A 26,887-nucleotide genomic window follows, 5' to 3' on the forward strand; every position below is an offset into this window, starting at 1 on the left:
CCCCCGAGACGAGCCGACATCTGACAGACCCCTCCACGCTGCTGTTCCGTTGTCCCGTGTCACCACGCCGACGGCGCGTCCTGCTCGCCGTGTGCTCGTGCTTCCTCGCCTGCGCCCCGCCCCGCCGGCCGTTCCGCCTCACCGCGCGTCTCCCGCGATCCCCCGGGGGCGGCAACGGTCGTGACGTTACGGCAAGTTCGGCACCCGATCCACCACATCCCGCCACCGTGCCCCAATGGGCACGGCCGTTCCACCGGATGTTCACCACCGTCCACCGCGGCCGGACGAACGGGCGGTCTTCCGCGGCCGGCCCCGGCCCGGAACCGCTCAGTGAGCGGCCTCCTCCCAGTTCCCCCCGGATCCGACGGACACGTCCAGCGGCGCCCGCAGCCGGACCGCCCCGGCCATCTCGCGCCGTACCAGTTCCTCCACCCGCTCCCGCTCGCCCGGGGCGACCTCCAGCACGATCTCGTCGTGCACCTGGAGCAGCATCCGCGAGCGCAGCTCCGCCCCGGTCAGCGCCCGGTCCACCTTCAGCATCGCGATCTTCACGATGTCCGCGGCGGTGCCCTGGATCGGGGCATTGAGCGCCATCCGCTCGGCCATCTCGCGGCGCTGCCGGTTGTCGCTGTTGAGATCCGGCAGATAGCGGCGGCGGCCGAGGATGGTGGAGGTGTAACCGGTGGCCCGCGCCTCCTCCACCACCCGGTGCAGATAGTCGCTGACCCCGCCGAAGCGCTCGAAGTAGGCGTCCATCAGCCGGCGCGCCTCGTCGGCCGTGATGCCCAGCTGCTGCGAGAGGCCGAACGCCGACAGGCCGTAGGCCAGTCCGTACGACATGGCCTTGATCTTGCGGCGCATCTCCGGGTCCACCCGCTCCTTGGGCACCCCGAAGACCTGCGAGGCGGCCGTGGTGTGCAGGTCCTCGCCGGAGGTGAACGCCTCGATCAGGCCCTCGTCCTCCGAGAGGTGCGCCATCACCCGCAGCTCGATCTGGCTGTAGTCGGCCGTCAGCAGCGCCTCGTAGCCCTCGCCGACCACGAAGCCCCGGCGGATGGCCCGGCCCTCGTCGGTGCGCACCGGGATGTTCTGCAGGTTCGGGTCGGTCGACGACAGCCGCCCGGTCGCGGCGACCGTCTGGTTGAAGGTGGTGTGGATACGGCCGTCGGCGGAGATCGTCTTGATCAGCCCCTCGACGGTGGTGCGCAGCTTGGACTGCTCGCGGTGGCGCAGCATGATCACCGGCAGCTCGTGCTCGGTCTGCCCCGCCAGCCACGCCAGCGCGTCCGCGTCCGTGGTGTACCCCGTCTTGGTCCGTTTCGTCTTCGGCAGGCCCAGCTCGCCGAAGAGCACCTCCTGCAGCTGCTTGGGGGAACCGAGGTTGAACTCGCGGCCCACCGAGGCGTGCGCCTCCCGCACCGCCTGCTGGACGGCCGCGGCGAACTGCTGCTCCATGTTCTCCAGCCAGGACCGGTCCGCGGCGATACCGGCCCGCTCCATACGCGCCAGCAGCTCGGAGACCGGCAGTTCCACGTCCTTCAGCAGCTCGGCCGCGCCCACCTCGGCCAGCCGCCCGGCCAGCGCGCCGCCCAGATCCAGAATGGTGCGGGCCCGGCTCATCAGGGCGTCCGCCTCGGCCTGCTCGTCCACGCCGAAGGCCAGCTGCCCGTCGCTCTCGGCCGCACGGGCCGGCTCCCGGCCCAGGAACTCCACCGACAGCGCGTCCAGCGCGAAGGAACGGCGGCCGGGCTGCACCAGATAGGCGGCGAGCGCGGTGTCCGTCTCCACCCCGGCGATCCGCCAGCCCTGCTCCGCGAAGACCCGCATCGCCGCCTTGGCGTCGTGCAGGACCTTCGGCCGCCCGCCGTCGGCGAGCCAGCCGGCGAACGCCCTCTCGTCGGCCTCGTCCAGCTCGGCGGGGTCGAACCACACCGCCGGGCCCCCGGCGGTGGCCAGGGCGATCTCGGTGACGCCGCCCGCGCCGAGCTTCCAGGTGTCGACGGCGGCCATCCCCAGCGGCCCGGCGCCGGGCGCGGCGTGCTCCGCCAGCCAGGGCGCCAGCTCGCCGGCGCCCAGCACCGTCCCGTCGATCTCGACCCCGTCCTCCGGGGCCGTCTCCTCCTCCGCCGCCCCCGGGTCCACCGCGTACAGCCGGTCGCGGAAGTTGGTGTTGCGGAACTCCAGGGAATCCAGCACGGTCGCCAGCTCGTCGCGGTCGTACGGCGTCCGCGCCAGATCCGCCGGGGCGGACGGCAGCGGCACGTCGCACACCAGCTCCGTCAGCCGCCGGTTGAGGCGGACGGACTCCAGGTGCTCGCGCAGCTTCTCCCCGACCTTGCCCTTGACCTCGTCCGAGCGCTCCAGCAGCTCCGCGAGGGAGCCGAACTGCCGGATCCACTTCGCGGCCGTCTTCTCCCCCACGCCGGGGATACCGGGCAGGTTGTCCGACGGGTCGCCGCGCAGCGCGGCGAAGTCCGGGTACTGCCGCGGCGTCAGGCCGTACTTCTCCTCGACCATCGAGGGGGTGAAGCGCGTCAGCTCCGACACCCCGCGGGTGGGGTACAGCACCGTGACCGCGTCGGCGACGAGCTGGAAGGAATCCCGGTCGCCGGTGACGATCGACACCTGGAAGCCCTCGGCCGCCGCCCGGGTGGCCAGGGTGGCGATGACGTCGTCCGCCTCGTAGCCCTCCACCGCGAACCGCGGCACCCGCATCGCGTCCAGCAACTGGCCGATCAGCTCGACCTGCCCCTTGAAGCCGTCCGGGGTCTTGGCGCGGTTCGCCTTGTAGTCGGCGAACTCCCCGGTGCGCCAGGTCGTGCGCGACACGTCGAAGGCGACCGCCAGATGAGTGGGCGCCTCGTCCCGCAGGGTGTTCGCCAGCATCGAGGCGAACCCGTAGACGGCGTTCGTCGGCTGGCCCGTGGTGGTGGAGAAGTTCTCCTCGGGCAGCGCGTAGAACGCCCGGTAGGCGAGGGAGTGCCCGTCCAGCAGAAGCAGGCGCCTCCCCGTTGACGCCGCCGGTGCCGTCGGTGCTGCGGTCGCTGTCGATGCTTTGTTGGCCACGCCCCGATCCTGCCATGGAGCACCGACAGTCCCGTCCCCGGACCACCCGCACGGCGCCGTCGCGCGCCGCCGGGAGACACGGTGCGCGCCGGGCGGCGCGGGGGCGGGCACGGACCGGCACGCACGGGTGCCGCTCCCCGCCGGCCCGTGGCAGGATCGGCGGCCATGAAGCGCAAGCCGCCCCAGACCGATCCCGTCCAGGACGCCCCCCGGGTCGGCGCACCGCGCCGCTCCGCCGCCGGACTGCCCGCCGTCGCCCGCTCCCTGCGCATGGCACAGCGGCAGATGGGCACCCGGCGCACCGCGCTGACCCTGCTCGGCGTCAACCAGGACGGCGGCTTCGACTGCCCCGGCTGCGCCTGGCCGGAGCCGGAGCGGCGGCACCGGGCCGAGTTCTGCGAGAACGGCGCCAAGGCCGTCGCCGAGGAGGCCACCCTCCGGCGCGTCACCCCCGCCTTCTTCGCGGAGCACCCGGTGGCCGGCCTCGCCCGCCGCTCCGGCTACTGGCTGGGCCGACAGGGACGGCTGACCCACCCGGTGTACCTGGCCGAGGGCGCCGACCACTACGAGCCGGTCGGCTGGGAGCGGGCCCTCGACATCGTCGCCGGGGAACTAGCGGCCCTGGACTCCCCCGACGAGGCCCTCTTCTACACCTCCGGCCGCACCGGCAACGAGGCCGCCTTCCTCTACCAACTCTTCGCCCGCTGCTTCGGCACCAACAACCTGCCCGACTGCTCCAACCTGTGCCACGAGTCCTCCGGCGCGGCCCTGACCGAGACCCTCGGCGTCGGCAAGGGCAGCGTGCTGCTGGAGGACCTGCACCGCGCCGACCTGATCATCGTCGCCGGGCAGAACCCGGGCACCAACCACCCGCGGATGCTCTCCGCGCTGGAGAAGGCCAAGCGGGGCGGAGCGCGGATCATCACCGTCAACCCGCTGCCCGAGGCCGGTCTGAAGCGGTTCGACAACCCGCAGACCCTGCGCGGTCTGGCCGGCCGCGGCACACCGCTCACCGACCTGTTCCTGCAGATCCGGCTCGGCGGCGACCAGGCGCTCTTCCGCGAGCTGTGCCGCCGGGTGATCGGGGCCGACGGCGGGGTGGACACCGCGTTCGTCCGCGAACACACCCACGGCTACGAGGAGTTCGCCGCCGCCGCGCGCGCCACCGATCCGGCGGAGGTGCTGCGCGCCACCGGCCTGGCGGCGGCCGACATCGACCGCGCCGCCGAACTGGTGCTGAACTCACAGCGCACCGTGGTGTGCTGGGCCATGGGCCTGACCCAGCACAAGCACGCCGTGCCCACCATCCGGGAGGTCGTCAACCTGCTGCTGCTGCGCGGCGCCGTCGGCCGCCCCGGCGCCGGCGTCTGCCCGGTGCGCGGCCACAGCAACGTCCAGGGCGACCGCACCATGGGCATCGTCGAGAAGCCCGCGCCGGCCCTGCTGGACGCCCTGGAGAAGGAGTTCGGCGTCCCCATGCCGCGCGAGCACGGCCTGGACGTGGTGAACGCCGTCCGCGCCCTGCGCGACGGACGGGCGAAGGTGTTCTTCGCCCTGGGCGGCAACTTCGTCGCCGCCTCCCCCGACACCTCGGTGACCGAGGCCGCGATGCGGCGGGCCCGGCTGACCGTGCACGTGTCCACCAAGCTCAACCGCTCGCACTGCGTCACCGGCGCCCGCGCCCTGATCCTGCCCGTCCTCGGCCGCACCGAACGGGACGTCCAGGCCACCGGCGAGCAGTTCGTCACCGTCGAGGACTCCATGGGCATGGTCCACGCCTCCCGCGGCCGGCTGGCCCCCGCGAGCGAGCACCTGCTGTCCGAAGCCGCCCTGGTGTGCCGGCTGGCCCGCCGCGTACTGGGCCCGGACCACCCCGTGCCCTGGGAGGAGTTCGAGGCCGACTACGCCGCGATCCGCGACCGCATCGCCCGTGTCGTCCCCGGCTTCGACGACTTCAACGCCCGCGTCGCCCGGCCCGGCGGCTTCGCGCTGCCCCACGCCCCGCGCGACGAGCGCCGCTTCCCCACCGCCACCGGGAAGGCCAACTTCACCGCCGCGCCCCTCCAGTACCCGCACCTGCCGCCCGGACGGCTGCTGCTGCAGACGCTGCGCTCCCACGACCAGTACAACACCACCGTCTACGGCCTCGACGACCGCTACCGCGGCATCACCGGAGGCCGCCGCGTGGTGCTCGTCCATCCCGCCGACGCCACCGCCCTCGGGCTGCCCGACGGGTCGTACGCCGACCTCACCAGCGAGTGGGACGACGGCGTGGAGCGCACCGCGCCCGGCTTCCGCGTCGTCCACTACCCCACCGCCCCCGGCTGCGCCGCCGCATACTTCCCCGAGACCAACGTCCTGGTCCCCCTCGACGCCACCGCCGACGTCAGCAACACCCCCGCCAGCAAGTCCGTGGTCATCCGCCTCACCCCGTGCGCGGAACCCCGCCCGGCCGCCGGCGGACCGGCCTCTGATAAGACGGTGTAGCACTCACCTACCACTGTGTACCACCGCGTACGACGATCGGAGCCGGCCATGGACGAGCAGCGGACCAGCAGCGTCTTCCCACGCGAGATCCTCGACCAGTGGGCCGGACTCGACATCGACCTGCCCGCCCTGTTCTCCGCCGGGCACCTGGGCGAGCGCATGGGCCTGACGATCACCGAGGCCTCCCCCGAGAAGGTCGTCGGCACCCTCCCCGTCGAGGGCAACACCCAGCCCTACGGACTGCTGCACGGCGGCGCCTCCGCCGTCCTGGCCGAGACCCTCGGCTCGGTCGGCGCCATGCTCCACGGCGGCCCCGGCAGGCTCGCCGTCGGGGTGGACCTCAGCTGCACCCACCACCGCTCGCTGCGCTCGGGCACCGTCACCGGCACCGCCGTCCCGCTGCACCGCGGCCGGACCACCGCCACCTACGACATCGCCGTCACCGACGAGCAGGGCCGGCGGGTGTGCTCCGCCCGGCTCACCTGCCTGCTGCGCGACGCCCCGGCCGACGCGTACCGCTGACGGCGGCCCCGGGCCACCGGCCCGGGCCGCGCGGTACGGCGGGGGCGCCGCCGCCCGCCGTACCGCCGGAGCCGCTACGCGGCACCCTCGCCCAGGTACGCCGCCCGCACCCGGGGGTCGGACAGCAGCCCGGCGGCCTCGCCCTCCATCACCACCGAGCCCGTCTCCAGCACATAGCCGCGGTCCGCCATCCGGAGTGCCTGCGCGGCGTTCTGCTCCACCAGCAGCACCGTGGTGCCCTGCTCGTTGATCTCCCGCAGGATGTCGAAGATCTGCCGCACGATCAGCGGCGCCAGCCCCATCGACGGCTCGTCCAGCAGCAGGATCTCCGGCTTGCCCATCAGCGCGCGGCCGATCGCCAGCATCTGCTGCTCACCGCCGGAGAGCGTCCCGCCGAGCTGGCTCCTGCGCTCCCCCAGCCTCGGGAAGAGCGTGAACACCCGGTCCATGACCTCCTTGTCGGCGGTCTTGAACCGGTACGCCCCCATCTGGAGGTTCTCCCGCACCGTCATCCGCGGGAAGACCCGGCGCCCCTCGGGAACATGGCCGATGCCGAACCGGACCAGATCGTGCGACTTGATGCCGTCGACCCGCTCCCCGTGCAGCAGCACCTGCCCCCCGCGCGGGGCGATCATCCCGGAGGCCGTCCGCAGGGTGGTCGACTTGCCCGCGCCGTTGGCACCGAGCAGCGCGACCACCTCACCGCGGCGGACCGTCAGATTGACGCCCTTGAGCGCCTCGATGGCGCCGTAGAACACGTGCAGGTCGCGGAGTTCGAGCACCACCGGAGAGGTCGGCTCACCGCGCCCGGACTCCTTCTTCAGCTGCGTGCCGCCGCTCACTCGCGCTCCCCGTCGTCCCGTGCCCGCTCCCCGGACCCACCGGCCCCGGTCCCGGCCCCGTCATCGGTGCCGGCGCCGTGACCGGCCTCCGCCTCCGCCGCCACCTCCGCGACCGCGGCCTCCTCGTCCTCGGTCGACGCACCCAGATACGCCTCGATCACCGCCGGGTCCCGCTGGACCTCGGACGGGGACCCCTCGGCGATCTTCCTGCCGAAGTTGAGCACCATCACCCGGTTCGCCACCGACATCACCAGCCGCATGTCGTGCTCGATCAGCAGCACGCTCACGCCCAGCTCGGTGTTGATCCGCCGGATCAGCTCCTCCAGCTCCAGCTTCTCCGTCGGGTTGGTGCCCGCCGCCGGCTCGTCCAGCAGCAGCACCTCCGGGTCGGTCGCCAGCGCCCGCGCGATCTCCAGCCGCCGCTGGTCGCCGTAGCTCAGTGAACCGGCCAGTTCGTTGATCCGGTCCAGCAGACCGACGAACGACAGCACCTCGTGCGCCCTGCGGTCACTGGCACGCTCCGCCCGCCGCGCGTTCGGCAGCCCCAGCATCACCGACACCGGGCCGGCCGTCAGCCGCGTCTCCGCCGCGATCTTGACGTTCTCCAGCGCCGTCAGCGCGCCGAACAGCCGGATGTTCTGGAAGGTGCGCGCCAGCCCCAGCCGGCTCACCACATGCGGCTTGCGCCCCAGCAGCGAGTGCTCCCCGCCGGCCCGCGGCCGGAAGACGATTCTTCCCTCCTGCGGTACGTACGCGCCGGTCAGCGAGTTGAACAGCGAGGTCTTGCCCGCGCCGTTGGGTCCGATGACCGCCAGCACCTCACCGCGCCGCATCCACAGCCCGACGTCGTCCAGGCTGGTCAGGCCGCCGAACCGCAGCGTCACACCCGACGCCTCCAGCACTGTCTCCCCGGCGGCCGCGCCCGCCGCCGGCCCCCCGTCCGTCTTCCTCACCTCGGTGCTCACTGCCGCCTGCCTTCCGCCGGGCCGGTCGCGTCCGCTCCGCCGATCCCCGCCTCCGCCATCGAGAGCTCGCGCTTGCGGCGGCGGGAGGGCCACACGCCCTGCGGCCGGTAGATCATCATGATCACGAGCAGGGCGCCCAGATACATGTAGCGGTCCTTGGGGTCCACCCAGTCCCGCAGCGCCTCCGGCAGCCACACCAGGAACGCGGCGCCGAACAGCACGCCCGGGATCGAGCCCATGCCGCCGAAGATGACATACGCCAGCACCAGGATCGACAGCAGGATCGCGAAGTTCTCCGGGTTGAAGTAGCCCGCCTTGCTCGCGTACGCCACCCCCGCCACACCGGAGGTCGACGCGCCGATGGCGAACGCCATCAGCTTGTACCGCACCGTGTTCACACCCGTCGCCGCCGCGGCCACCTCGTCCTCGCGGACCGCGGTCCAGGCCCTGCCCACCTTGGAGTGCTCCAGCCGCAGGAACAGGAAGATGGCCAGCACCGTGAACCCGATCAGCAGCCAGTAGTACGGCATCGGGTCCAGCTTCCACTCGTAGGAGAAGAAGCCCAGGTCGACGCTGAACCGCTCGACCTTGACACCGCGCGCCCCCTCCGTGACGCCCTCGGCGTTCTTCGCCAGCAGATAGACGATCTCGTGGAAACCGAGCGTCACGATCGCCAGGTAGTCGCCCCGCAGCCGCAGCGTCGGCGCGCCCAGGATCACCCCCGCCACCAGACAGGTCGCCACCGCGATCGGCAGCACCAGGAAGTTGTTCAGCGCCACCGGCGGCTGGACCGGCAGCGCACCCGTCCAGTACGCCGCGCTGTACGCGCCGATGGCGAAGAACGCGATGAAGCCCAGGTCCAGCAGCCCGGCCCAGCCGATCACCACGTTCAGACCGATCGCCAGCAGCACGAAGATGGCGATCTGGTCCACCAGCACCTGCTGCCAGTACCGCTCCACCCCCAGCGGCCCGAACACCACCAGCGCCAGCAGCGCCGTCAGCACCCCCGCACGCACCCGGCGGTCCGCCTCCCAGCGGCGCCGCGCCTCGCCGAGCGGGCCCGACGCCGTCCGCCTGGTCCACCGCACCGCGCCGCTCGTCTGCTCGGCGAGGAACTCGCGCACCGCCCACACGGCCACCGCGACCGCCACCCAGACCCACAGCGCGGGCCCGGTGAAGTCCTCGCGCAGCGCGAAGAACAGATCCCGGGTGGTGCCCTCCTCGCCGGTCATCAGGGCGAGGGTCACCGCGACCGCCAGCAGCGCGCCCAGCCGCCGCCAGCGCGGCTCCTGGTACCAGCGCGTCCGCCGCAGCCGGGCGGCCGCCGACGGCGCGGACTCCGGGGGCCGCGCCGGGGTCGAGGTCTTCATGCTCATGCCGTCCTCCCCAGACGCTCACCGAGAATGCCGGTCGGACGGACCATCAGCACCAGCACCAGCACCACGAAGGCCCCGACATAGCGCCAGTCGTCGCCCCACAGGCCCACCGTCATGGTCTCCACCACGCCCAGCAGCAGACCGCCGAGCATCGCGCCGCGCACATTGCCGATACCGCCCAGCACCGCCGCGGCGAAGGCCGTGATGCCCGGCAGGAAGCCCATCGTGTACCAGACCTGGCTGTTGGTGCCGAACAGGAAGCCGGCCGCGCCGCCCAGCAGACCGCCGAGCACGAACGTCCGGGACACCACCTTGTCGATGTCCACGCCCATCAGCGACGCGACCTCCGGGTCCTGCGCCACCGCGCGGATGCCCGAACCCATCTTCGTGCGGTTCACCACATAGTCCAGACCGAGCATCATCGCCACCGCCGACCCCAGGATCAGCAGCTGCGTGACGGTCAGCTCCGCGCCGAAGACCGACACCACCCGCTTGTTCTCGTACATCGACGGCATCGGCAGCGGATTGCGGCCGAACAGCTTGCCCGCCAGGTTGTACAGGAAGAACGAGGCACCGATCGCGGTGATCAGGAACACCAGCCGGGGCGCGTGGTGTCTGCGCAGCGGCCGGTAGGCCACCCGTTCCAGCCCGAACGCGACCGCGCCGCCCAGCGCGGCCCCCGCCAGCATGCCGACCGCGACATAGCCGACGGAACCCGGCCCGGTGGGCGTCGTCTCCGGTATCAGGGCGGTCAGGGCCAGCAGGCCGCCGTAACCGCCGAACATGAAGACCTCGCTGTGCGCGAAGTTCAGAAGCTGCAGCACGCCGTAGACCAGCGTGTAACCGATGGCGATGACGGCGTAGAGACTGCCGAGCACCACCCCTAGGACGAGAAAGTCCCAGAACTCACTGAGGGACATCGAACTGTCTTCCTTGTGGGAATGTGCCGCCGTGCCGTGCGTTCGGCACCGGACAGGCGGCGTCGGGAGGAAGGCGGCGGACACGGTGCCCGGACCCCGGCCCCGGCGGCACGGGACGCCGGGGGTACCGGGAGCCGGGAGACCGGCACCGGGGAGGGAACGTCCGCCGGGGTGTCACACCGGGCGGCGCGGCGGAACCGGTCTCCCGGGATCCCGCCGCGCCGCCCGGACACAAGCGCCGGACGGGACCTCAGCCCGCCAGCTCGTCGATGTTGCCCTGGTACTCGATGGCGTCACCCTTGACCTGGTACATGTAGATGGTCTGGTTGGTGAACTCGCCCTTGTCGTCGAAGGAGAACTCCTTCGTCAGACCCTTGTACTTCACCCCGCGCAGGGCCTCCATCAGCGCCTCGCGCTCGACGCCGCCCTCCGCGTGGAGCTTCTCGATCTCCTCGATGACCATGCTGGCGACGTCGTACGACTCGGCCGAGTAGGTGCCCGGCGCCTGCTTGAACTCCTTCTCGTAGTCCGCGGCGAACTTCTTCGTCGCGTCCTCCTTGGTGGCGTCCGTGCACGGGCAGGTCAGGTACCAGCCGTCCGAGGCGTCGCCGGCCAGCTCGATGAACTGCGCGTCGTTGGTGCCGTCACCCGACATCGCGACCCCGTCGAAGCCCGCCTCCTTGAGCTTCGTCGCGAACGGGCCCGCGTCCTGGTAGTAGCCCGCGTAGATCAGGGCGTCCGGGCTGTTCTTGATCACGTTCCTCGCCGCGGCGCTGTAGTCCGGGGTCTTCTGCGGGACGCTCTGGCGCACCACGCTGATACCGGCGGCCTTCAGGTCCTTCTCCGCGACGTCCGCCAGTCCGATGCCGTAGTCGGTCTTGTCGTCGACCACCACGACCTTCTCGGCGCCGACCTTGCCGGCCAGGAACTTCGCCATACCGGCACCCTGTGCGCTGTCGTTCGGCACCGCCCGCAGGAACGTCTCGTACCCCTTGGTCGTCAGGTCCGGGCGCGTCGCCGACGACGACACCGCCGCCATCCCGGCCGCCCCGTAGACCTCGGCGGCGGTGTCCGCCGGGCCGGAGAACGCCGGACCGATCACCGCGACCACGTCGGTGTCGTCGATCGCCTTCTGCGCGGCGGTCGTCGCCTTGTCCGGCAGACCCTGGTCGTCCACCGGCAGGTACTCGATCTCGAAGTCCAGCTCGCCCGAGGCGTTCGCCTGGTCGACGGCGAGCTTGATGCCGTTCTCCATGTTCTGGCCGAGCTGGACGTTGTCGCCGGAGAGCGGACCCTGGAAAGCGATCTTGTAGACGTCGCCGCCGCTGCCGCTGTCTCCTCCGCATCCCGTGAGCGCAAGCGCGCCGACGGCCATCGGAATGGCCAGCTTGACGATGGTCTTGTTGAGCACGTGGTACCCCCTGAGCCCGCTCAGATCACGACGACCGCCGAACCCTCCGGCGTCGCAGTCCGCACATACATGCGGCGTGGCCCGGAATCTATTGCCCGAGAAGCTGACCAGATAGGGCAGAGCGGCAGATGTGATCTCCCTGTGACCTCTGCCATGCGCCGGAAACAGAACAGTCCTTACCGAAGAGCGGACGGAAACGCGGAGTCCGGCAGAAGCCGGACCCACCCGCGCCCCGGCGCCCGGCACCTCCCCGCCACCGGTCCGCCGCGCTTGCCGGCGCACACGAACCGCACACCGGCCCACCCGCCCCCGCACCCACAGCTCACCACCGGCGCGGCACCGCCACACCGCCCCGACCGCGCCTTTGCACTCCACTACGGCAACGCCCCGCGGGCCGGGCATCCGGCACCCCGCCCGGCGGCCTGCCCCCTGCCGGACGGGCACCACGGGGAACACCCGGCGTACCGCGCGGCGGAACACCGCGGCGCGTCCGGAAAACACCGGAAATCCGGGGAGTCCTCCCCGGAAAAGCCGGGAGAACAGCGCCCGCCGCTACTGTCCGCTCTTCTCCCGCTTCTTCTCCTCGGCGTCCTCGATGACGGCCTCCGCCACCTGCCGCATGGACATCCGGCGGTCCATCGAGGTCTTCTGGATCCACCGGAAGGCGGCCGGCTCGGACAGCCCGTACTGCGTCTGCAGCAGCCCCTTGGCCCGGTCCACCAGCTTCCGCGTCTCCAGCCGCTGCGAGAGGTCCGCCACCTCCTCCGCCAGCACCCGCAGCTCGTTGAACCGCGACACCGCCATCTCGATCGCCGGCACGACGTCGCTCTTGCTGAACGGCTTCACCAGATACGCCATCGCCCCGGCGTCCCGGGCCCGCTCCACCAGCTCGCGCTGCGAGAAGGCGGTCAGCATCAGCACCGGGGCGATGGACTCCCCGGCGATCTTCTCGGCGGCCGAGATGCCGTCGAGCACGGGCATCTTCACGTCCAGGATCACCAGGTCCGGCCGGTGCTCCCGGGCCAGGTCCACGGCCGTCTGACCGTCCCCGGCCTCTCCCACGACGCTGTAGCCCTCCTCCTCGAGCATCTCCTTGAGATCCAGGCGGATCAGCGCCTCGTCCTCGGCGATGACGACACGTGTCGTCTGCGGCGGCACATGCGCCCGCTCGACGGCGTCACCGCCGTCGGTGGTGCCGCCGCCGTCGGTGGGGGTGGTGATGGGCTCGGGGATGTCCGCGGTGCTCACTGGGCTCCTCGTGTTCCGGCCAGGTGGACCACATGAGCCTACCTAGCTCCTGTATGTTTGAGGTACTGCGGTCATCCGCTAGCCTTCATTTCGAAGGAAGCCCCGGTAGTCCAGCGGGAGAGACACGGTGCTCAAACCACCGACAGCGTGGGTTCGAATCCCACCCGGGGCACATTGCCTTCATTTCCAAGGAATACCCTGGTTGGAGATCTTCACTCTTTGAGGTGGCCGACCCCGGGATTCACCACACAGCGACGGCCACGCTCTCAGAATCGCGAGCATGTACGACCTCGACACCCGCAGGCGCGTACTCGCGCTCGTCGACCAGGGCCGCAGTCTCAACTCCGTCAGCAAGCAGACCGGGATATCCCGTTTCGCCATTCGCTCCTGGCAGACCCGGCTCGAGCCCCTTCCCCGCGTCTCCGTCGAGGCCGACTGCTTCCGCTGCGCGCCCGAGCCGTCCCTGCCTCCGAACGGCCCTGCCTACGCGTATCTGCTCGGCCTCTACCTCGGTGACGGCTGTGTCAGCTCACATCCGCGGCGCAGCGGCCGCTATCTGCGGATCGCCTGCGCGAACACCTGGCCCGGGCTGATCACCGAGTGCGCGGAGGCGATCACGGCCGTCCTCCCGGACCGGAGTGCCTGCCGCATGCAGGCCGAGGGGTGCGTCATGGTCACCTCATACGGCCACCACTGGCTCTGCCTGTTCCCCCAGCACGGTCCGGGCCGGAAGCACGAGCGGCGCATCGCCCTCGCCCCGTGGCAGCGAAAGGTCGTCGGTCGGCACCCCTGGGAACTGCTCCGGGGGCTCGTCCACTCCGACGGCTGCCGGATCACCAACTGGACCACGCGCCTGGTGGCGGGCGAGCGGAAACGCTACGAATACCCGAGGTACTTCTTCACCAACACCTCCGGGGACATCGTGCGGCTCTACTGCGAGACGCTGGACCGCGTCGGGGTGGAGTGGAAGGTGGTACACCGCCCCACCGGGGCGTACAACGTCTCCGTCGCCCGGCGGGCGTCCGTGGCGCTGATGGACGAGCACATCGGGCCGAAACACTGAAGGCGGCGGGAGCCCGGTCACCGCTGGCGCGAGGCGGCGACCGGGCTCCGGTCCGTGAGGCCCTGCCCGGGCCGGGCGGGCCGGCGGGTCAGCGGAGGGTGTGTGCCTCGCCGATGTGGTGGACGCGCACCATGTTGGAGGTGCCGGGCACCCCGGGCGGTGAGCCCGCGGTGACGATCACCTTGTCCCCCTCCTGGCAGCGGCCGATCCGCAGCAGCTGCTCGTCCATCTGCTCCACCATCTCGTCGGTGCTCTCGACCACGGGACCGAGGAAGGTCTCCACCCCCCAGGTGAGGTTGAGCTGGGCGCGGGTGGCCGGGTCGGGCGTGAAGGCGAGGACGGGGACCGGGGAGCGGTAGCGGGACAGCCGCCGGGCGGTGTCGCCGGACTGGGTGAAGGCGACGAGGAACTTGGCGCCGAGGAAGTCGCCCAGTTCGGCCGCCGCGCGGGCCACCGCGCCGCCCTGGGTGCGGGGCTTGTGGCTCTGGCTCAGCGGGGGCAGGCCCTTGGCGAGCATGTCCTCCTCGGCGGCGGCGACGATCCGGCCCATGGTCTTGACCGTCTCGATCGGGTACTTGCCGACGCTGGTCTCGCCGGAGAGCATCACGGCGTCGGTGCCGTCCATGACGGCGTTGGCCACGTCGGACGCCTCGGCGCGGGTGGGACGGGAGGAGTCGATCATCGAGTCGAGCATCTGGGTGGCGACGATGACCGGTTTGGCGTTGCGCCGGGCGAGCTTGACGGCGCGCTTCTGCACCAGCGGGACGGTCTGCAGGGGCATTTCGACGCCGAGGTCGCCGCGGGCGACCATCAGCCCGTCGAAGGCGGCGACGATCTCGTCGAGGTTCTCCACCGCCTGGGGTTTCTCGATCTTGGCTATGACGGGGAGGTGGCGTCCCTCCTCCTTCATCACCCGGTGGACGTCGGCTATGTCGCGTCCGCTGCGGACGAAGGAGAGGGCTATGACGTCCACGCCCGTGCGCAGGGCCCAGCGCAGGTCCTCGATGTCCTTGTCGGACAGGGCGGGCACGGAGACGGCGACGCCGGGGAGGTTGAGGCCCTTGTGGTCGGAGACCATGCCGCCCTCGGTGACCAGGGTGCGGACGCGGGGGCCGTCGACGGCGGTGACCCGCAGCGCGACCCGGCCGTCGTCGACGAGGATGGCCTCACCGGGGCCGATGTCCTCGGCCAGTCCCTCGTAGGTGGTGCCGCACTGCTCGCGGTCGCCTTCGACGCTCTCGGTGGTGATGGTGAACTCGTCGCCGCGTTCGAGGAGTACGGGGCCCTCGCGGAACCGGCCGAGCCGGATCTTCGGCCCCTGGAGGTCGGCGAGGATGCCGACACTGCGGCCGGTGGCCTCGGACGCCCTGCGCACCCGGCGGTAGCGTTCCTCGTGCTCGGCGTGGCTGCCGTGGCTGAGGTTGAGTCGGGCAACGTCCATTCCGGCTTCCACGAGCGTCTTGATCTGCTCGTACGAGTCGGTGGCCGGTCCGAGTGTGCAGACGATTTTCGCGCGGCGCATAAGGCCGAGCCTATGACTTACCTATGGGTAACGAGTTATGGGATACCCACTGTTCAACAGCCGTTGTCCGCTGGAGCGTCAACAAATCGCGAAATGGGCGGCGGGCCGCTCGGATGAGCGTTTTCCCTTGCCGGAGAAACATGCCGGAGGCGTATTCCGGGGAACGGCGAGGCCGGTCCGGAGCGCGGGGAGCCCTTCCCGGCACTGACGGACGGCAGGCGCGGTCGCCCTGCTCCCCACATGCACGTTTGCCCTCGTTCGGCTTGTTCGCAACGTTGAGGAGCTGTGCGCTGTACGTCCGAGGGGAAGAAGCGGGACTTGTTCGTCGTGGCCGGGGTGACGAAGAAGAGCACGGCCGGTGCCGAGGCCGTGGCGAGGTTCATCACCGCGTACCGCGAGGAGTTCCTGAAAAGCAATCCGTGCGCCGGCGAATGACGAGTGAGCCGGGTGCCGGGGTTCGTCCGTGGACGGCCCCCGGCACCCGGTGTGTCAGTGCGCTTCGCGCACGCGCAGGTAGCGGGCCAGGTCGTCGAGTTCGTCGGCCAGGGGGCGGCGCAGGGCGGGGAGCAGGTCGGGGTGGTCCAGGCAGCGCTTCCCCGCCGCCAGGGTGTCGGGGTCGGTGAAGGGGCGGGGGAAGCCGTACCGGACCAGGGAGTCGGCGATGGCGGGGCCCCGGCGGGCGGTGAGGGTGGGGGCCTGCTCGAAGTAGCGGGGGACGTAGTCGCTCAGGATCTCGCGCTGTTCGGGGTGCCAGAAGCCCTGGAGGGTGGCGGCGAACAGGTAGTTGGAGAGGGTGTCGGCCGGGTCGAGCAGGGCCTGCCAGGCGGCGGCCTTTGCCTCGGGATCCGGCAGGGCCGCGCGACAGCGGGCGGCGCTCTCGGTGCCGGTGGCGCCGGGGTCGGCGGCGAGGGCGTCGTCGATGTCGCCGGGACCGGCGGCGTCGAGGACGGCGAGGCGGTGCAGCAGCCGCCAGCGCAGTTCGGGGTCGAGGGGGATGCCGCCGGGGAGGGTGCCGTCGGTCCACCACCGGCGTGCCTCGCCGGGATCGGTGGCGCTGTCGACGAGGGCGCGTACGGCGGTCAGCCGCAGTCCGTCGTCCGGGGTGTTCTCCAGGAGGGTGCGGGCGATGCCGGTGAGGGTCCTCAGGGCGGCGGTGCGCTCGTCCGGCGGCAGGAGGCGGTCGGCGACCGTCTGGCGGGCGAAGCGCAGGACACCACCGACGACGGCGGTGTCGGTCTCCCTCGGCAACTGGGTGCGGGCGGTGTCCAGGTACTCGGCGGGCGGCAGTTCGCCGTCGCGGACCATGTCGCGGACGGCGTTCCAGACGGTGGCCCGGGCCAGCGGGTCGGGCAGGCCGGACAGGGCGCTCCGCACGGTCTCCCGGGAGCCGTCGTCCAGGCGGATCTTGGCGTAGGTCAGATCGCGGTCGTTGACCAGGAGCAGGTCGGGGCGGGGGCCGGGCAGGGGCAGGACGTGGTGTTCCCCGTCGGCGGCCAGCTCGGTCTCCAGGCGCTCGCGCAGCACCAGTTCCTCCCCGGCGCCCGCTGTGCCGGCCCGGTCGTACAGGCCGACGGCGATGTGGTGGGGGCGGCCGCCGGAGTGGGTGATCTCCAGGCGCGGGCCGTCCGCCGCCTCGGTGACGCGCGGCGTGAGGGTGTCGACGCCGGTGGTGCGCAGCCAGTGTCCGGCCCAGGTGTGGACCGCGCGGCCGGAGGCACGGGCGAGGGAGTCGAGGAAGTCCTCCAGGGTGGCGTTGCCGAAGCGGTGGCGGGCGAAGTGGTCGTTGATGCCGGCGAGGAAGGCCCTCTCGCCGAGCCAGGCGACCAGCTGCCGCAGGGCCGAGGCGCCCTTGGCGTAGGAGATGCCGTCGAAGTTGAGCCGGGCGGCGGCGGTGTCGGGCACGGACTCGGCGGCGGGGGCGACGGGGTGGGTGGAGGGGCGCTGGTCGGCGTCGTAGCCCCAGGACTTGCGGTTGGCGGCGAAGTCGGTCCAGGTGTCGGTGAAGCGGGTGGCCTCGGCGAGGACCTGGTAGCCCATGTACTCGGCGAAGGACTCGTTGAGCCAGATGTCGTCCCACCAGCGCAGGGTGACCAGGTCGCCGAACCACATGTGGGCCATCTCGTGGGCGATGACCATGCCGCGGGTCTGGCGTTCGGTGTCGGTGACGGCGGAGCGGTAGACGAACTCGTCGCGGAGGACGACCAGTCCGGGGTTCTCCATGGCTCCGGAGTTGAACTCGGGGGCGAACACCTGGTCGTAGGAGTCGAAGGGGTAGGGCTCGTCGAAGATCTCGTGGTAGCGGTCGAAGCAGCGGCGGGTGATGTCGAGCAGTTCGGCGGCGTCCGCGTCGAGGTGGGAGGCGAGGGACTGCCGTACGTGCAGGCCGAAGGGGAGGCCTGCGTGCCGGGTGCGCACCGAGTGCCAGGGGCCGGCGGCCAGCGCCATGAGGTAGGTGCTCAGCGGCGGGGTGGGGGCGCACTCCCAGCGGCCGGGTTCGTCCTCGGCGCGGCGGGCGATGCCGTTGCCGAGGACCGTCCACTCCTCGGGCGCGGTGACGGTGACGGCGAGGACGGCCTTGAGGTCGGGCTGGTCGAAGGCCGCGAAGACGAGGGGGGCTTCGGTCTGGCAGCACATGGTGTAGAGGTAGGTGCGGCCGTCGGCGGGGTCGGTGAAGCGGTGCATGCCCTCGCCGGTTCGGGAGTAGGGCATGTCGGCCTCGACGCGCAGTTCGTGCTCGCCCGCGGCCAGTCCGGTCAGCGGCAGACGGCCGTCGGCGAGGGCGGCGGTGTCGAGGTCGTGTCCGTCGAGGGCGGCCCGGTGGAGGGTGCGGGGCCGCAGTTCGACGAAGGTGTCGCCGGCTTCGCGGGTGGTGAAGCGGACGGTGGTGGTGGAGCCGAAGACCTCCTCGCCGCGGGTGAGGTCGAGGTCGATCGCGTACTGCCGGACATCGAGGAGCCGGGCTCGGCTGCGGGCTTCGTCGCGGGTGAGTGCGGGCATGGCGTTCATGCTGCCGTACGCGTCCGCGGGCGCGCACCGGGGTGTTCCCCGGCGCGCCCGCCCCTGGGGGGCGGGGGCGGGCGGGTCAGGAGCGGGCGATCGTCTCGTGGTGGCGGATCACCTCGGCGATGATGAAGTTGAGGAGCTTCTCGGCGAAGCCGGGGTCGAGTCTGGCGCTCTCGGCGAGGGCGCGCAGCCGGGCGATCTGGCGGGCCTCGCGGGCGGGGTCGGCGGGGGGCAGGTCGTGTTCGGCCTTGAGGCGGCCGACCTGCTGGGTGCACTTGAAGCGCTCGGCGAGCATGTGGACCACGGCCGCGTCGATGTTGTCGATGCTCTCGCGCAACCGGGTGAGCTCGGTCTGGACCGCGGGATCGATCTCGCTGTTGTTCATGGCCACCGACTCTATGCCGTCCCGGCCGCCCGGTCCGCCGCCCCCGCGGGTGCCGTTGCCCGCCGTACAGTGGCAGGAGGCGGTGGCGGCACCCACGGGATCCCCGGGAGGAAGCGGGCGGGCGCATGGCGGTACGCGGTGGTGGCCCCGGCCACGGGTGGGATCCCGTCGAGCACGGTTTCCCGCACCTTCCGGTGGTTCGGGCGTCCATCACCGCGCTGTACCGGCGGCTGTCGTACGACACGGTGCGGACCTTCGGCACCAGTGTCACCGCGGGCGAGGTGGCCTTCGCCGACACCGACGAGCTGTACACCGGCGCACAGCGGGTGGCGCGGGTGCTGGTGGGGCATCTGCGGCTGCCGGACGCGCGGCTGGTGGTGGGCTTCCGGGACATGACGCACGCGGCGAGCGTGGAGCTGGCGGCGGGCCCGGAGTACTTCGTGGAGCTGAACTCGCGGTTCCGGTGCCACCGCCGGGACATCGGGGCGGCGCTGGCGCACGAGGTGACGCATGTCTTCCTGCACCGGCTGGGGCTGTCCTTCCCCGGGGAGCGGGAGAACGAGATCCTCACCGACACGGCGGCGGCGTACCTGGGGGTGGGCTGGCTGCTGCTGGACGCGTTCCGGCAGGACGAGCTGGCCTCGCAGAAGCTGGGGTACCTGACGCCGGAGGAGTTCGGGTACGTGCTGGCCAAGCGGGCGGAGCTGTTCGGCGAGGACCCTGCTGTGTGGTTCACCAGTCCGCAGGCGTACCGGGCGTATGTGCGGGGACGGGAGACGGCCCGCCGGGACGCGCTGCGGCCGCCGCTGGCGGCCGGGGGGTGGGCGGGGCGGCGGCGGTACGCGCTGGACCGGCGGTACGCGCGGGCGCATCCGGAGCACACGCCCTTCCCTGCCGGTGCGGCCGACGCGGACGGTTACGTCTTCGAGGCGTGTTCCCCGCCGCGGGTGTCGTTCCCCTGCCCGACGTGCCACCAGCGGATCCGGGTGCCGGTGCGGGGGCGGTTGCGGGCGCGGTGCGGGCTGTGCCGCAGTGTGCTGGAGTGCGACACCTGAGGTCGTGCGGGGCGGTCGGGCCGGGTTCCGTCGCGGTGGCCGGGGGGCTCGCGGCGCCCCGGGTACGGCGCTCCCCCGGCCGCCACCGGGAGACGTGCCCTGCGCCGCGTCGCCGGGACCGCCCGGGTGTGCCCGCCGGTGCGAGGGCGGTCCCCCGCCCGTGCCGCGTCCCCTGCCGAGCGGCGGGGAGACCCGGCCGGCGGGCGCGGGCGTTCCGGCGGACACCCCCGGTCACAGCGCTAGGCTCAGGGGAATGAGCCCTTCCATCGCGACCAACAACCGGGTCGGACTTGAGGAACTGCTGGAATTCCTGCGCCCCCGGCACCGGGCGGTCCTGCTGACCCGCCGCGCCGACGGCTCCCCGCAGGGGTCGCCGGTGGCGTGCGGGGTGGACGGCGGGGGCCGGATCGTGGTGTCGACGTATCCCGAGCGGGCCAAGACCCGCAACGCCCGCCGTGACCCGGCCGTCAGCGTGATCGTGCTGTCGGACGACTTCAACGGTCCGTGGGTGCAGGTGGACGGCACCGCGGAGGTGCTGGACGTGCCGGAGGCGGTGGAGCCGCTGGTGGAGTACTTCCGGTCGATCTCGGGTGAGCACCCGGACTGGGACGAGTACCGGGAGGCGATGGTGCGGCAGGGGAAGTCGCTGCTGCGGATCACCCCGGCGCGCTGGGGGCCGGTGGCCACCGGCGGTTTCCCGGCCCGGCTGGCCGAGGACGGCTGAGCCGCGGGGCGCCGGGCCCCGGACAGGGGTGTACCGCGGCGCCGGCCCTCGGTCGGGGAGGGGTCGGCGCCGCGGGGTGCGGGCGCGCCGCGGGGCGCTGCGGGTAGGTTCCGCGGCGCCCCGCGGGCGGCTGGGGCGGGCCGCCGGTCAGACCACGGAACGGTCAGACCGTCAGCGCGCGGTCGGTGGGCCGGACGGGGGCCGGGAGGGAGCTGGTGCCGGTCAGGTAGCCGTCCACGGCGCGGGCCGCGGAGCGGCCCTCGGCGATCGCCCACACGATCAGGGACTGGCCGCGGCCGGCGTCGCCGGCGACGAAGACGCCGTCGACGTTGGTGGCGTAGTTCCCGTCGCGGGCGACGTTGCCGCGCGCGTCCAGTTCCAGGCCGAACTGCTCGACCAGGCCGTTGGTCCGGTCGATGCCGGTGAAGCCCATGGCCAGGGTGACGAGCTGGGCGGGGATCCGCTTCTCGGTGCCGGGCTTCGGGGCGAACTTCCCGTCCTTGAACTCGACCTCGACCAGGTGCAGGGCCTGCACGTTGCCGTCCTCGTCGCCCTCGAAGTGGGTGGTGGAGACCGAGTACACGCGGTCGCCGCCCTCCTCGTGCGCGGAGGAGACCTTGTAGAGCAGCGGGAAGGTCGGCCAGGGCTGGGAGACCGGGTCCCGGTCGTCGTTCGGCCGGGGCATGATCTCCAGCTGGGTGACGGAGGCCGCGCCCTGCCGGTGGGCGGTGCCGACGCAGTCGGCGCCGGTGTCGCCGCCGCCGATGACGACGACGTGCTTGCCCTCGGCCGTGATCGGCGGGGCGACGTAGTCGCCCTCCTGGACCTTGTTGGCCAGCGGCAGGTACTCCATCGCCTGGTGGATGCCGTTCAGCTCGCGGCCGGGGACGGGCAGGTCGCGGGCGGTGGTGGAGCCGGCGGCGATGACGACGGCGTCGTAGCGCTTGCGCAGCGCGGTGGCGGGCATGTCCCGGCCGATCTCGACACCGGTGCGGAACTTGGTGCCCTCCGCGCGCATCTGCTCGATGCGGCGGTTGATGTGCCGCTTCTCCATCTTGAACTCGGGGATGCCGTAGCGCAGCAACCCGCCGATGCGGTCGGCCCGCTCGTAGACGGCGACCGTGTGCCCGGCGCGGGTGAGCTGCTGGGCGGCGGCCAGGCCGGCGGGGCCGGAGCCGATGACGGCCACCGTCTTGCCCGACAGCCGCTCGGGCGGCTGCGGGGTGACGCCGCCGGCCTCCCATGCCTTGTCGATGATGGTGACCTCGACGTTCTTGATGGTCACCGCCGGCTGGCTGATGCCCAGCACGCAGGCGGACTCACACGGCGCGGGGCACAGCCGCCCGGTGAACTCCGGGAAGTTGTTGGTGGCGTGCAGCCGCTCGATGGCGGCCTGCCAGTCACCGCGCCAGGCGTAGTCGTTCCACTCGGGGATGAGGTTGCCCAGCGGGCAGCCGTTGTGGCAGAACGGGATGCCGCAGTCCATGCACCGGCCGGCCTGCTTGCTGATGATCGGCAGCAGGGAGCCGGGGACGTAGACCTCGTTCCAGTCCTTGACGCGCTCTTCCACGGGGCGGGTCCGGGCGACCTCGCGGTCGGTGTTCAGGAAGCCCTTGGGGTCAGCCATTGATCGCCGCCTCCATCATCTTCTCGTGGATCTCGGACTCGGGCAGTCCGGCTCGCTCGGCGGCGTCCTTGGCGGCGAGCACTGCCTTGTACGTGGTGGGGATGATCTTGCTGAAGCGGCCGGCGGCGTTCTCCCAGTCGGCGAGCAGTGCCTCGGCGACGGTGGAGCCGGTCTCCTCGTGGTGGCGGCGCACCACGTCGTGCAGCCACTGCCGGTCGGTCCCGTCCAGGGGTTCGACCGCGCCCGCGACGTCCGGGTTGACGTTGTCGGGGTCCAGGTCGACGACGTACGCGGTACCGCCGGACATGCCGGCGCCGAAGTTGCGGCCGGTCGGGCCCAGGACGACGGCCGTGCCGCCGGTCATGTACTCGCAGCCGTGGTCGCCCACGCCCTCGGAGACGACCAGGGCGCCGGAGTTGCGGACGCAGAAGCGCTCGCCGACGACGCCGCGCAGGAACAGTTCGCCGCCGGTGGCGCCGTAGGCGAGGGTGTTCCCGGCGATGGTGGAGTACTCGGCCAGGTGGGTGGCCCCGCGGTCGGGCCGGACGACGACGCGTCCGCCGGAGAGGCCCTTGCCGACGTAGTCGTTGGCGTCGCCCTCCAGCCGGAGGGTCACGCCGCGCGGCAGGAAGGCCCCGAAGGACTGCCCGGCGGAGCCGGTGAAGGTGATGTCGATGGTGTCGTCGGGCAGGCCGGCGCCGCCGAACTTCTTCGTCACCTCGTGGCCCAGCATGGTGCCCACCGTCCGGTTGATGTTCCGGACGGCCACCTGGGCGCGCACCGGCTGGGCGGCCTCGGCGGTGTCGGCGGACAGGGCGTCGGCGGCGAGCCTGATGAGCTCGTTGTCGAGCGCCTTGGCCAGACCGTGGTCCTGTTCCACCACCCGGTGGCGGGCGGCGCCCGCGGGCAGGTCGGGGACGTGGAGCAGCGGGGCCAGGTCCAGGCCCTGGGCCTTCCAGTGGTCCACCGCGCGGCTGACGTCGAGGACCTCGGCGTGGCCGATGGCCTCGTCCAGGGTGCGGAAGCCCAGTTCGGCCAGGAGTTCGCGGACCTCCTCGGCGATGAACTCGAAGAAGTTCACCACGTGCTCGGCCTTGCCGGTGAAGCGCTCGCGCAGCACCGGGTTCTGGGTGGCGATGCCGACCGGGCAGGTGTCCAGGTGGCACACGCGCATCATCACGCAGCCGGAGACGACCAGCGGTGCGGTGGCGAAGCCGTACTCCTCGGCGCCCAGCAGTGCGGCGATGACCACGTCGCGACCGGTCTTGAGCTGGCCGTCGGTCTGGACGACGATGCGGTCGCGCAGTCCGTTGAGCAGCAGCGTCTGCTGGGTCTCGGCCAGTCCGAGCTCCCAGGGGCCGCCCGCGTGCTTGAGGGAGGTGAGCGGGGAGGCGCCGGTGCCGCCGTCGTGGCCGGAGATGAGCACCACGTCGGCGTGGGCCTTGGAGACGCCCGCCGCGACCGTGCCGACGCCGACCTCGGAGACCAGCTTCACGTGGATGCGGGCGTTCGGGTTGGCGTTCTTCAGGTCGTGGATGAGCTGGGCGAGGTCCTCGATGGAGTAGATGTCGTGGTGCGGCGGCGGGGAGATGAGCCCGACGCCGGGGGTGGAGTGGCGGGTCCTGGCCACCCAGGGGTAGACCTTGGGGCCGGGCAGCTGGCCGCCCTCGCCGGGCTTGGCGCCCTGGGCCATCTTGATCTGGATGTCGTCGGCGTTGACGAGGTACTCGCTGGTGACGCCGAAGCGGCCGGAGGCGACCTGCTTGATCGACGAGCGGCGGGCGGGGTCGTACAGCCGCTCGGGGTCCTCGCCGCCCTCGCCGGTGTTGGACTTGGCGCCCAGCCGGTTCATGGCGATGGCGAGGGTCTCGTGCGCCTCCTGGGAGATGGAGCCGTAGGACATGGCGCCGGTGGAGAAGCGCTTGACGATCTCCGAGACGGGCTCGACCTCCTCGACGGGGATCGAGGGCCGGTCGGGGGCGAACCCGAACAGGCCGCGCAGCGTCATCAGGCGTTCGGACTGCTCGTCCACCCGCCGGGTGTACTGCTTGAAGATGTCGTAGCGGCGGGTGCGGGTGGAGTGCTGGAGGCGGAAGACCGTCTCCGGGTCGAACAGGTGCGGTTCGCCCTCGCGGCGCCACTGGTACTCGCCGCCGATGTCCAGGTTCCGGTGGGCCGGGGCGATGCCGGAGGCCGGGTAGGCCGTGGCGTGGCGGGCGGCGACCTCCCTGGCGACGACGTCCAGGCCCGCGCCGCCGATCTTGGTGGCGGTGCCGTGGAAGTAGGTGTCGACGAACTCCTCGTCCAGGCCGACGGCCTCGAAGACCTGTGCGCCGCGGTAGGAGGCGACGGTGGAGATGCCCATCTTGGACATCACCTTCAGCACGCCCTTGCCGAGTGCCCTGATCAGGTTGCGGATGGCGGTCTCGGGCGCCATGTCGCCGGGCAGGAAGGTGCCGGCCCGGACCAGGTCCTCGACGGTCTCCATGGCCAGGTACGGGTTGACGGCCGCGGCGCCGTAGCCGATGAGCAGGGCGACGTGGTGGACCTCGCGGACGTCGCCGGCCTCGATCAGCAGGCCCGCCTGGGTGCGCTGCTTGGTGCGGATGAGGTGGTGGTGCACCGCGGAGGTGAGCAGCAGCGAGGGGATGGGGGCGTGCTCGGCGTCCGAGTGGCGGTCGGACAGGACGATCAGCCGGGCGCCGTCGGCGATGGCGCTCTCGGCCTCGGCGCAGATCTCGGCGAGCCGGGCGGCCAGCGCCTCGGCGCCGCCGCCGACGCGGTAGAGGCCGGAGAGGGTGACGGCCTTCATGCCGGGCATGTCGCCGTCGGCGTTGATGTGGACGAGCTTGGCCAGCTCGTCGTTGTCGATCACCGGGAAGGGCAGGGTGACGCTGCGGCAGGAGGCCGCGGTGGGCTCCAGCAGGTTGCCCTGCGGCCCGAGCGAGGACCGCAGCGAGGTGACCAGTTCCTCGCGGATGGCGTCCAGCGGCGGGTTGGTGACCTGGGCGAACAGCTGGGTGAAGTAGTCGAAGATCAGCCGGGGCCGCTCGGAGATGGCGGCGATGGGCGAGTCGGTGCCCATCGAGCCGATCGGCTCGGCGCCGGTGCGGGCCATCGGGGCGAGCAGGACGCGCAGCTCCTCCTCGGTGTAACCGAAGGTCTGCTGGCGGCGGGTGACCGAGGCGTGGGTGTGGACGACGTGCTCGCGCTCGGGGAGGTCCTCCAGCTCGATGGTCCCGGCCTCGAGCCACTCCTGGTAGGGGTGCTCGGCGGCGAGGGCCGCCTTGATCTCGTCGTCCTCGATGATGCGGTGTTCGGCGGTGTCCACCAGGAACATGCGGCCGGGCTGGAGGCGGCCCTTGCGGACCACCTTCTCCTGGGGGATGTCCAGGACGCCGACCTCGGAGGAGAGGACGACCAGGCCGTCGTCGGTGACCCAGTAGCGCCCCGGGCGCAGGCCGTTGCGGTCCAGGACCGCGCCGACCTGGACGCCGTCGGTGAAGGTGACGCAGGCCGGGCCGTCCCAGGGCTCCATCATCGTGGCGTGGTACCGGTAGAAGGCGCGCCGGGCCGGATCCATGGACTCGTGGTTCTCCCACGCCTCGGGGACCATCATCAGCACCGCGTGCGGCAGTGTGCGGCCGCCGAGGTGGAGGAGTTCCAGCACCTCGTCGAAGGAGGCCGAGTCGGAGGCGTCCGGGGTGCAGACCGGGAAGATCCGCTCCAGCTCCTTCTTCCCGAACAGGTCGGAGAACAGCTGGGACTCCCGGGCGCGCATCCAGTTGCGGTTGCCCTTGACGGTGTTGATCTCGCCGTTGTGGGCGACGAAGCGGTAGGGGTGGGCCAGCGGCCAGCTCGGGAAGGTGTTGGTGGAGAACCGGGAGTGCACCAGCGCGACGGCGCTGGCGAAGCGGCGGTCGGACAGGTCCGGGAAGAACGGCTCCAGCTGGCCGGTGGTCAGCATGCCCTTGTAGACGATGGTCCGGGCGGACAGCGAGGGGAAGTAGACCCCGGCCTCGCGCTCGGCGCGCTTGCGCAGCACGAACGCCTTGCGGTCCAGGGCGAGCCCGGTGTTGACGCCGTCGGCCACGAAGAGCTGCCGGAAGGCGGGCATGGTGGAGCGGGAGGTGGCGCCCAGCAGCTGGGGGGCGACGGGGACCTCGCGCCAGCCCAGGACCGTCAGGCCCTCCTCGGCGGCGATCGTCTCGATGCGTGCGGTGGCCTCGGCGGCCGCCGGTCCGTCGGTCGGCAGGAAGGCGGTGCCCGCGGCGTAGGAGCCCGCGTCAGGGAGGCCGAAGCCCGCCGTGGCGCGGAAGAAGGCGTCCGGGATCTGGACGAGGATGCCCGCGCCGTCGCCGGAGTCCGGCTCGGAGCCGGTGGCGCCCCGGTGCTCCAGGTTGCGCAGGACGGTCAGTGCCTGGTCGACCAGGTGGTGGCTCGCCTCACCGGTGAGGGTGGCCACGAAACCGACGCCGCAGGCGTCGTGCTCGTCGCGCGGGTCGTACATTCCCTGCTTGGCAGGGTAGGCCGTGAGGGGCACAGCGCGCATCGGCTCTCCCGTCGTCATCGTGGCTTTGTGTGCCTCCAGACGGAGTCTGGGGGGACATGTGCCGAGGGACGACGCTGGCCCTCTGCGGAACATTTTTCGTGCAGGTTACATGATGGACA

General features: G+C 72.0%; 18 protein-coding genes and 1 tRNA gene. 7 read left to right on the forward strand and 12 right to left on the reverse strand.

The window, feature by feature from the left end:
• Positions 1-327 precede the first annotated feature (327 nt).
• Positions 328-3,066 (reverse strand): DNA polymerase I, encoded by a 2,739-nt coding sequence (gene polA, locus V1L54_RS22790; protein WP_443076748.1) that lies wholly within the window; start codon positions 3,064-3,066, stop codon positions 328-330.
• Positions 3,067-3,231: 165 nt separating this feature from the next.
• Here polA and V1L54_RS22795 point away from each other — a divergent pair, with 165 nt between their 5' ends.
• Together V1L54_RS22795 and V1L54_RS22800 are read left to right on the forward strand one after the other, a co-directional pair.
• On the forward strand, positions 3,232-5,553 hold the full coding sequence (locus V1L54_RS22795; RefSeq protein WP_330119954.1) for an FdhF/YdeP family oxidoreductase: 2,322 nt from the start codon (positions 3,232-3,234) through the stop codon (positions 5,551-5,553).
• A gap of 48 nt (positions 5,554-5,601) precedes the next feature.
• On the forward strand, positions 5,602-6,075 hold the full coding sequence (locus V1L54_RS22800; protein WP_330119955.1) for a PaaI family thioesterase: 474 nt from the start codon (positions 5,602-5,604) through the stop codon (positions 6,073-6,075).
• A gap of 74 nt (positions 6,076-6,149) precedes the next feature.
• On the opposite strand, the gene V1L54_RS22805 is transcribed toward V1L54_RS22800, so the two are convergent.
• The 6 genes from V1L54_RS22805 to V1L54_RS22830 all read right to left on the reverse strand — a co-directional run bounded on the left by V1L54_RS22805 (position 6,150) and on the right by V1L54_RS22830 (position 12,810).
• Positions 6,150-6,917 carry an ABC transporter ATP-binding protein gene (locus V1L54_RS22805; protein ID WP_330119956.1) on the reverse strand — a complete coding sequence of 256 codons (768 nt, stop codon included), beginning with the start codon at positions 6,915-6,917 and terminating at the stop codon, positions 6,150-6,152.
• Positions 6,914-7,882, reverse strand: a complete 969-nt coding sequence (locus V1L54_RS22810) for an ABC transporter ATP-binding protein (protein WP_330119957.1) — start codon at positions 7,880-7,882, stop codon at positions 6,914-6,916. Before V1L54_RS22810 ends, V1L54_RS22805 begins: the two co-directional genes overlap by 4 nt.
• A complete protein-coding gene (locus V1L54_RS22815; RefSeq protein ID WP_443076755.1) occupies positions 7,879-9,252 on the reverse strand; it encodes a branched-chain amino acid ABC transporter permease in 1,374 nt (457 codons plus the stop codon). The genes V1L54_RS22810 and V1L54_RS22815 overlap by 4 nt, the downstream gene beginning before the upstream one ends.
• 2 nt (positions 9,253-9,254) lie before the next feature.
• Entirely contained in the window at positions 9,255-10,178 is a 924-nt protein-coding gene (locus V1L54_RS22820) for a branched-chain amino acid ABC transporter permease (RefSeq protein WP_330119959.1), read from the reverse strand.
• Positions 10,179-10,428: 250 nt separating this feature from the next.
• Entirely contained in the window at positions 10,429-11,589 is a 1,161-nt protein-coding gene (locus V1L54_RS22825; protein ID WP_330119960.1) for a branched-chain amino acid ABC transporter substrate-binding protein, read from the reverse strand.
• Positions 11,590-12,141: 552 nt separating this feature from the next.
• The gene (locus V1L54_RS22830) at positions 12,142-12,810 is read right to left on the reverse strand and encodes an ANTAR domain-containing response regulator (RefSeq protein ID WP_330120026.1); all 669 of its coding nucleotides are present in this window, start codon (positions 12,808-12,810) and stop codon (positions 12,142-12,144) included.
• Between the two features lie 126 nt (positions 12,811-12,936).
• On the opposite strand from V1L54_RS22830, the gene V1L54_RS22835 reads away from it, so the two are divergent.
• Positions 12,937-13,009: transfer RNA gene (locus V1L54_RS22835), tRNA-Leu, on the forward strand.
• Between the two features lie 108 nt (positions 13,010-13,117).
• Entirely contained in the window at positions 13,118-13,900 is a 783-nt protein-coding gene (locus V1L54_RS22840) for a hypothetical protein (RefSeq protein WP_330119961.1), read from the forward strand.
• 88 nt (positions 13,901-13,988) lie between these two features.
• Here the strand turns inward: V1L54_RS22840 and pyk are convergent, their stop codons facing one another.
• A complete protein-coding gene (pyk, locus tag V1L54_RS22845; RefSeq protein ID WP_330119962.1) occupies positions 13,989-15,422 on the reverse strand; it encodes a pyruvate kinase in 1,434 nt (477 codons plus the stop codon).
• A 285-nt stretch (positions 15,423-15,707) separates the two neighbouring features.
• On the opposite strand from pyk, the gene V1L54_RS22850 reads away from it, so the two are divergent.
• On the forward strand, positions 15,708-15,857 hold the full coding sequence (locus tag V1L54_RS22850; protein WP_330119963.1) for a hypothetical protein: 150 nt from the start codon (positions 15,708-15,710) through the stop codon (positions 15,855-15,857).
• A gap of 54 nt (positions 15,858-15,911) precedes the next feature.
• On the opposite strand, the gene pepN is transcribed toward V1L54_RS22850, so the two are convergent.
• Together pepN and V1L54_RS22860 are read right to left on the reverse strand one after the other, a co-directional pair.
• Complete coding sequence (pepN, locus tag V1L54_RS22855) at positions 15,912-18,419, reverse strand: aminopeptidase N (RefSeq protein ID WP_330119964.1); 2,508 nt, start codon at positions 18,417-18,419, stop codon at positions 15,912-15,914.
• 85 nt (positions 18,420-18,504) lie between these two features.
• Entirely contained in the window at positions 18,505-18,810 is a 306-nt protein-coding gene (locus V1L54_RS22860) for a chorismate mutase (protein ID WP_330119965.1), read from the reverse strand.
• 125 nt (positions 18,811-18,935) lie between these two features.
• On the opposite strand from V1L54_RS22860, the gene V1L54_RS22865 reads away from it, so the two are divergent.
• The gene (locus V1L54_RS22865; protein WP_330119966.1) at positions 18,936-19,865 is read left to right on the forward strand and encodes a hypothetical protein; all 930 of its coding nucleotides are present in this window, start codon (positions 18,936-18,938) and stop codon (positions 19,863-19,865) included.
• A gap of 253 nt (positions 19,866-20,118) precedes the next feature.
• Positions 20,119-20,589: a PPOX class F420-dependent oxidoreductase gene (locus V1L54_RS22870; RefSeq protein ID WP_330119967.1), complete on the forward strand. Its 471-nt coding sequence runs from the start codon at positions 20,119-20,121 to the stop codon at positions 20,587-20,589.
• Between the two features lie 163 nt (positions 20,590-20,752).
• On the opposite strand, the gene V1L54_RS22875 is transcribed toward V1L54_RS22870, so the two are convergent.
• Together V1L54_RS22875 and gltB are read right to left on the reverse strand one after the other, a co-directional pair.
• The gene (locus V1L54_RS22875; RefSeq protein WP_330119968.1) at positions 20,753-22,216 is read right to left on the reverse strand and encodes a glutamate synthase subunit beta; all 1,464 of its coding nucleotides are present in this window, start codon (positions 22,214-22,216) and stop codon (positions 20,753-20,755) included.
• Positions 22,209-26,768 (reverse strand): glutamate synthase large subunit, encoded by a 4,560-nt coding sequence (gltB, locus tag V1L54_RS22880; RefSeq protein ID WP_330119969.1) that lies wholly within the window; start codon positions 26,766-26,768, stop codon positions 22,209-22,211. The genes V1L54_RS22875 and gltB overlap by 8 nt, the downstream gene beginning before the upstream one ends.
• Between the last annotated feature and the right edge of the window lie 119 nt (positions 26,769-26,887).

It is taken from the genome of Streptomyces rubellus, assembly GCF_036323805.1.
Classification (GTDB): domain Bacteria; phylum Actinomycetota; class Actinomycetes; order Streptomycetales; family Streptomycetaceae; genus Streptomyces.

Coding starts and splice junctions, on each gene's coding strand:
- V1L54_RS22795 (WP_330119954.1), top strand. CDS start 3,232: ATGAAGCGCAAGCCGCCCCAGACCGATCCCGTCCAGGACGCCCCCCGG.
- V1L54_RS22800 (WP_330119955.1), top strand. CDS start 5,602: ATGGACGAGCAGCGGACCAGCAGCGTCTTCCCACGCGAGATCCTCGAC.
- V1L54_RS22815 (WP_443076755.1), bottom strand. CDS start 9,252: ATGAAGACCTCGACCCCGGCGCGGCCCCCGGAGTCCGCGCCGTCGGCG.
- V1L54_RS22820 (WP_330119959.1), bottom strand. CDS start 10,178: ATGTCCCTCAGTGAGTTCTGGGACTTTCTCGTCCTAGGGGTGGTGCTC.
- V1L54_RS22840 (WP_330119961.1), top strand. CDS start 13,118: ATGTACGACCTCGACACCCGCAGGCGCGTACTCGCGCTCGTCGACCAG.
- pyk (WP_330119962.1), bottom strand. CDS start 15,422: ATGCGCCGCGCGAAAATCGTCTGCACACTCGGACCGGCCACCGACTCG.
- pepN (WP_330119964.1), bottom strand. CDS start 18,419: ATGCCCGCACTCACCCGCGACGAAGCCCGCAGCCGAGCCCGGCTCCTC.
- V1L54_RS22860 (WP_330119965.1), bottom strand. CDS start 18,810: ATGAACAACAGCGAGATCGATCCCGCGGTCCAGACCGAGCTCACCCGG.
- V1L54_RS22865 (WP_330119966.1), top strand. CDS start 18,936: ATGGCGGTACGCGGTGGTGGCCCCGGCCACGGGTGGGATCCCGTCGAG.
- V1L54_RS22870 (WP_330119967.1), top strand. CDS start 20,119: ATGAGCCCTTCCATCGCGACCAACAACCGGGTCGGACTTGAGGAACTG.
- V1L54_RS22875 (WP_330119968.1), bottom strand. CDS start 22,216: ATGGCTGACCCCAAGGGCTTCCTGAACACCGACCGCGAGGTCGCCCGG.
- gltB (WP_330119969.1), bottom strand. CDS start 26,768: ATGCGCGCTGTGCCCCTCACGGCCTACCCTGCCAAGCAGGGAATGTAC.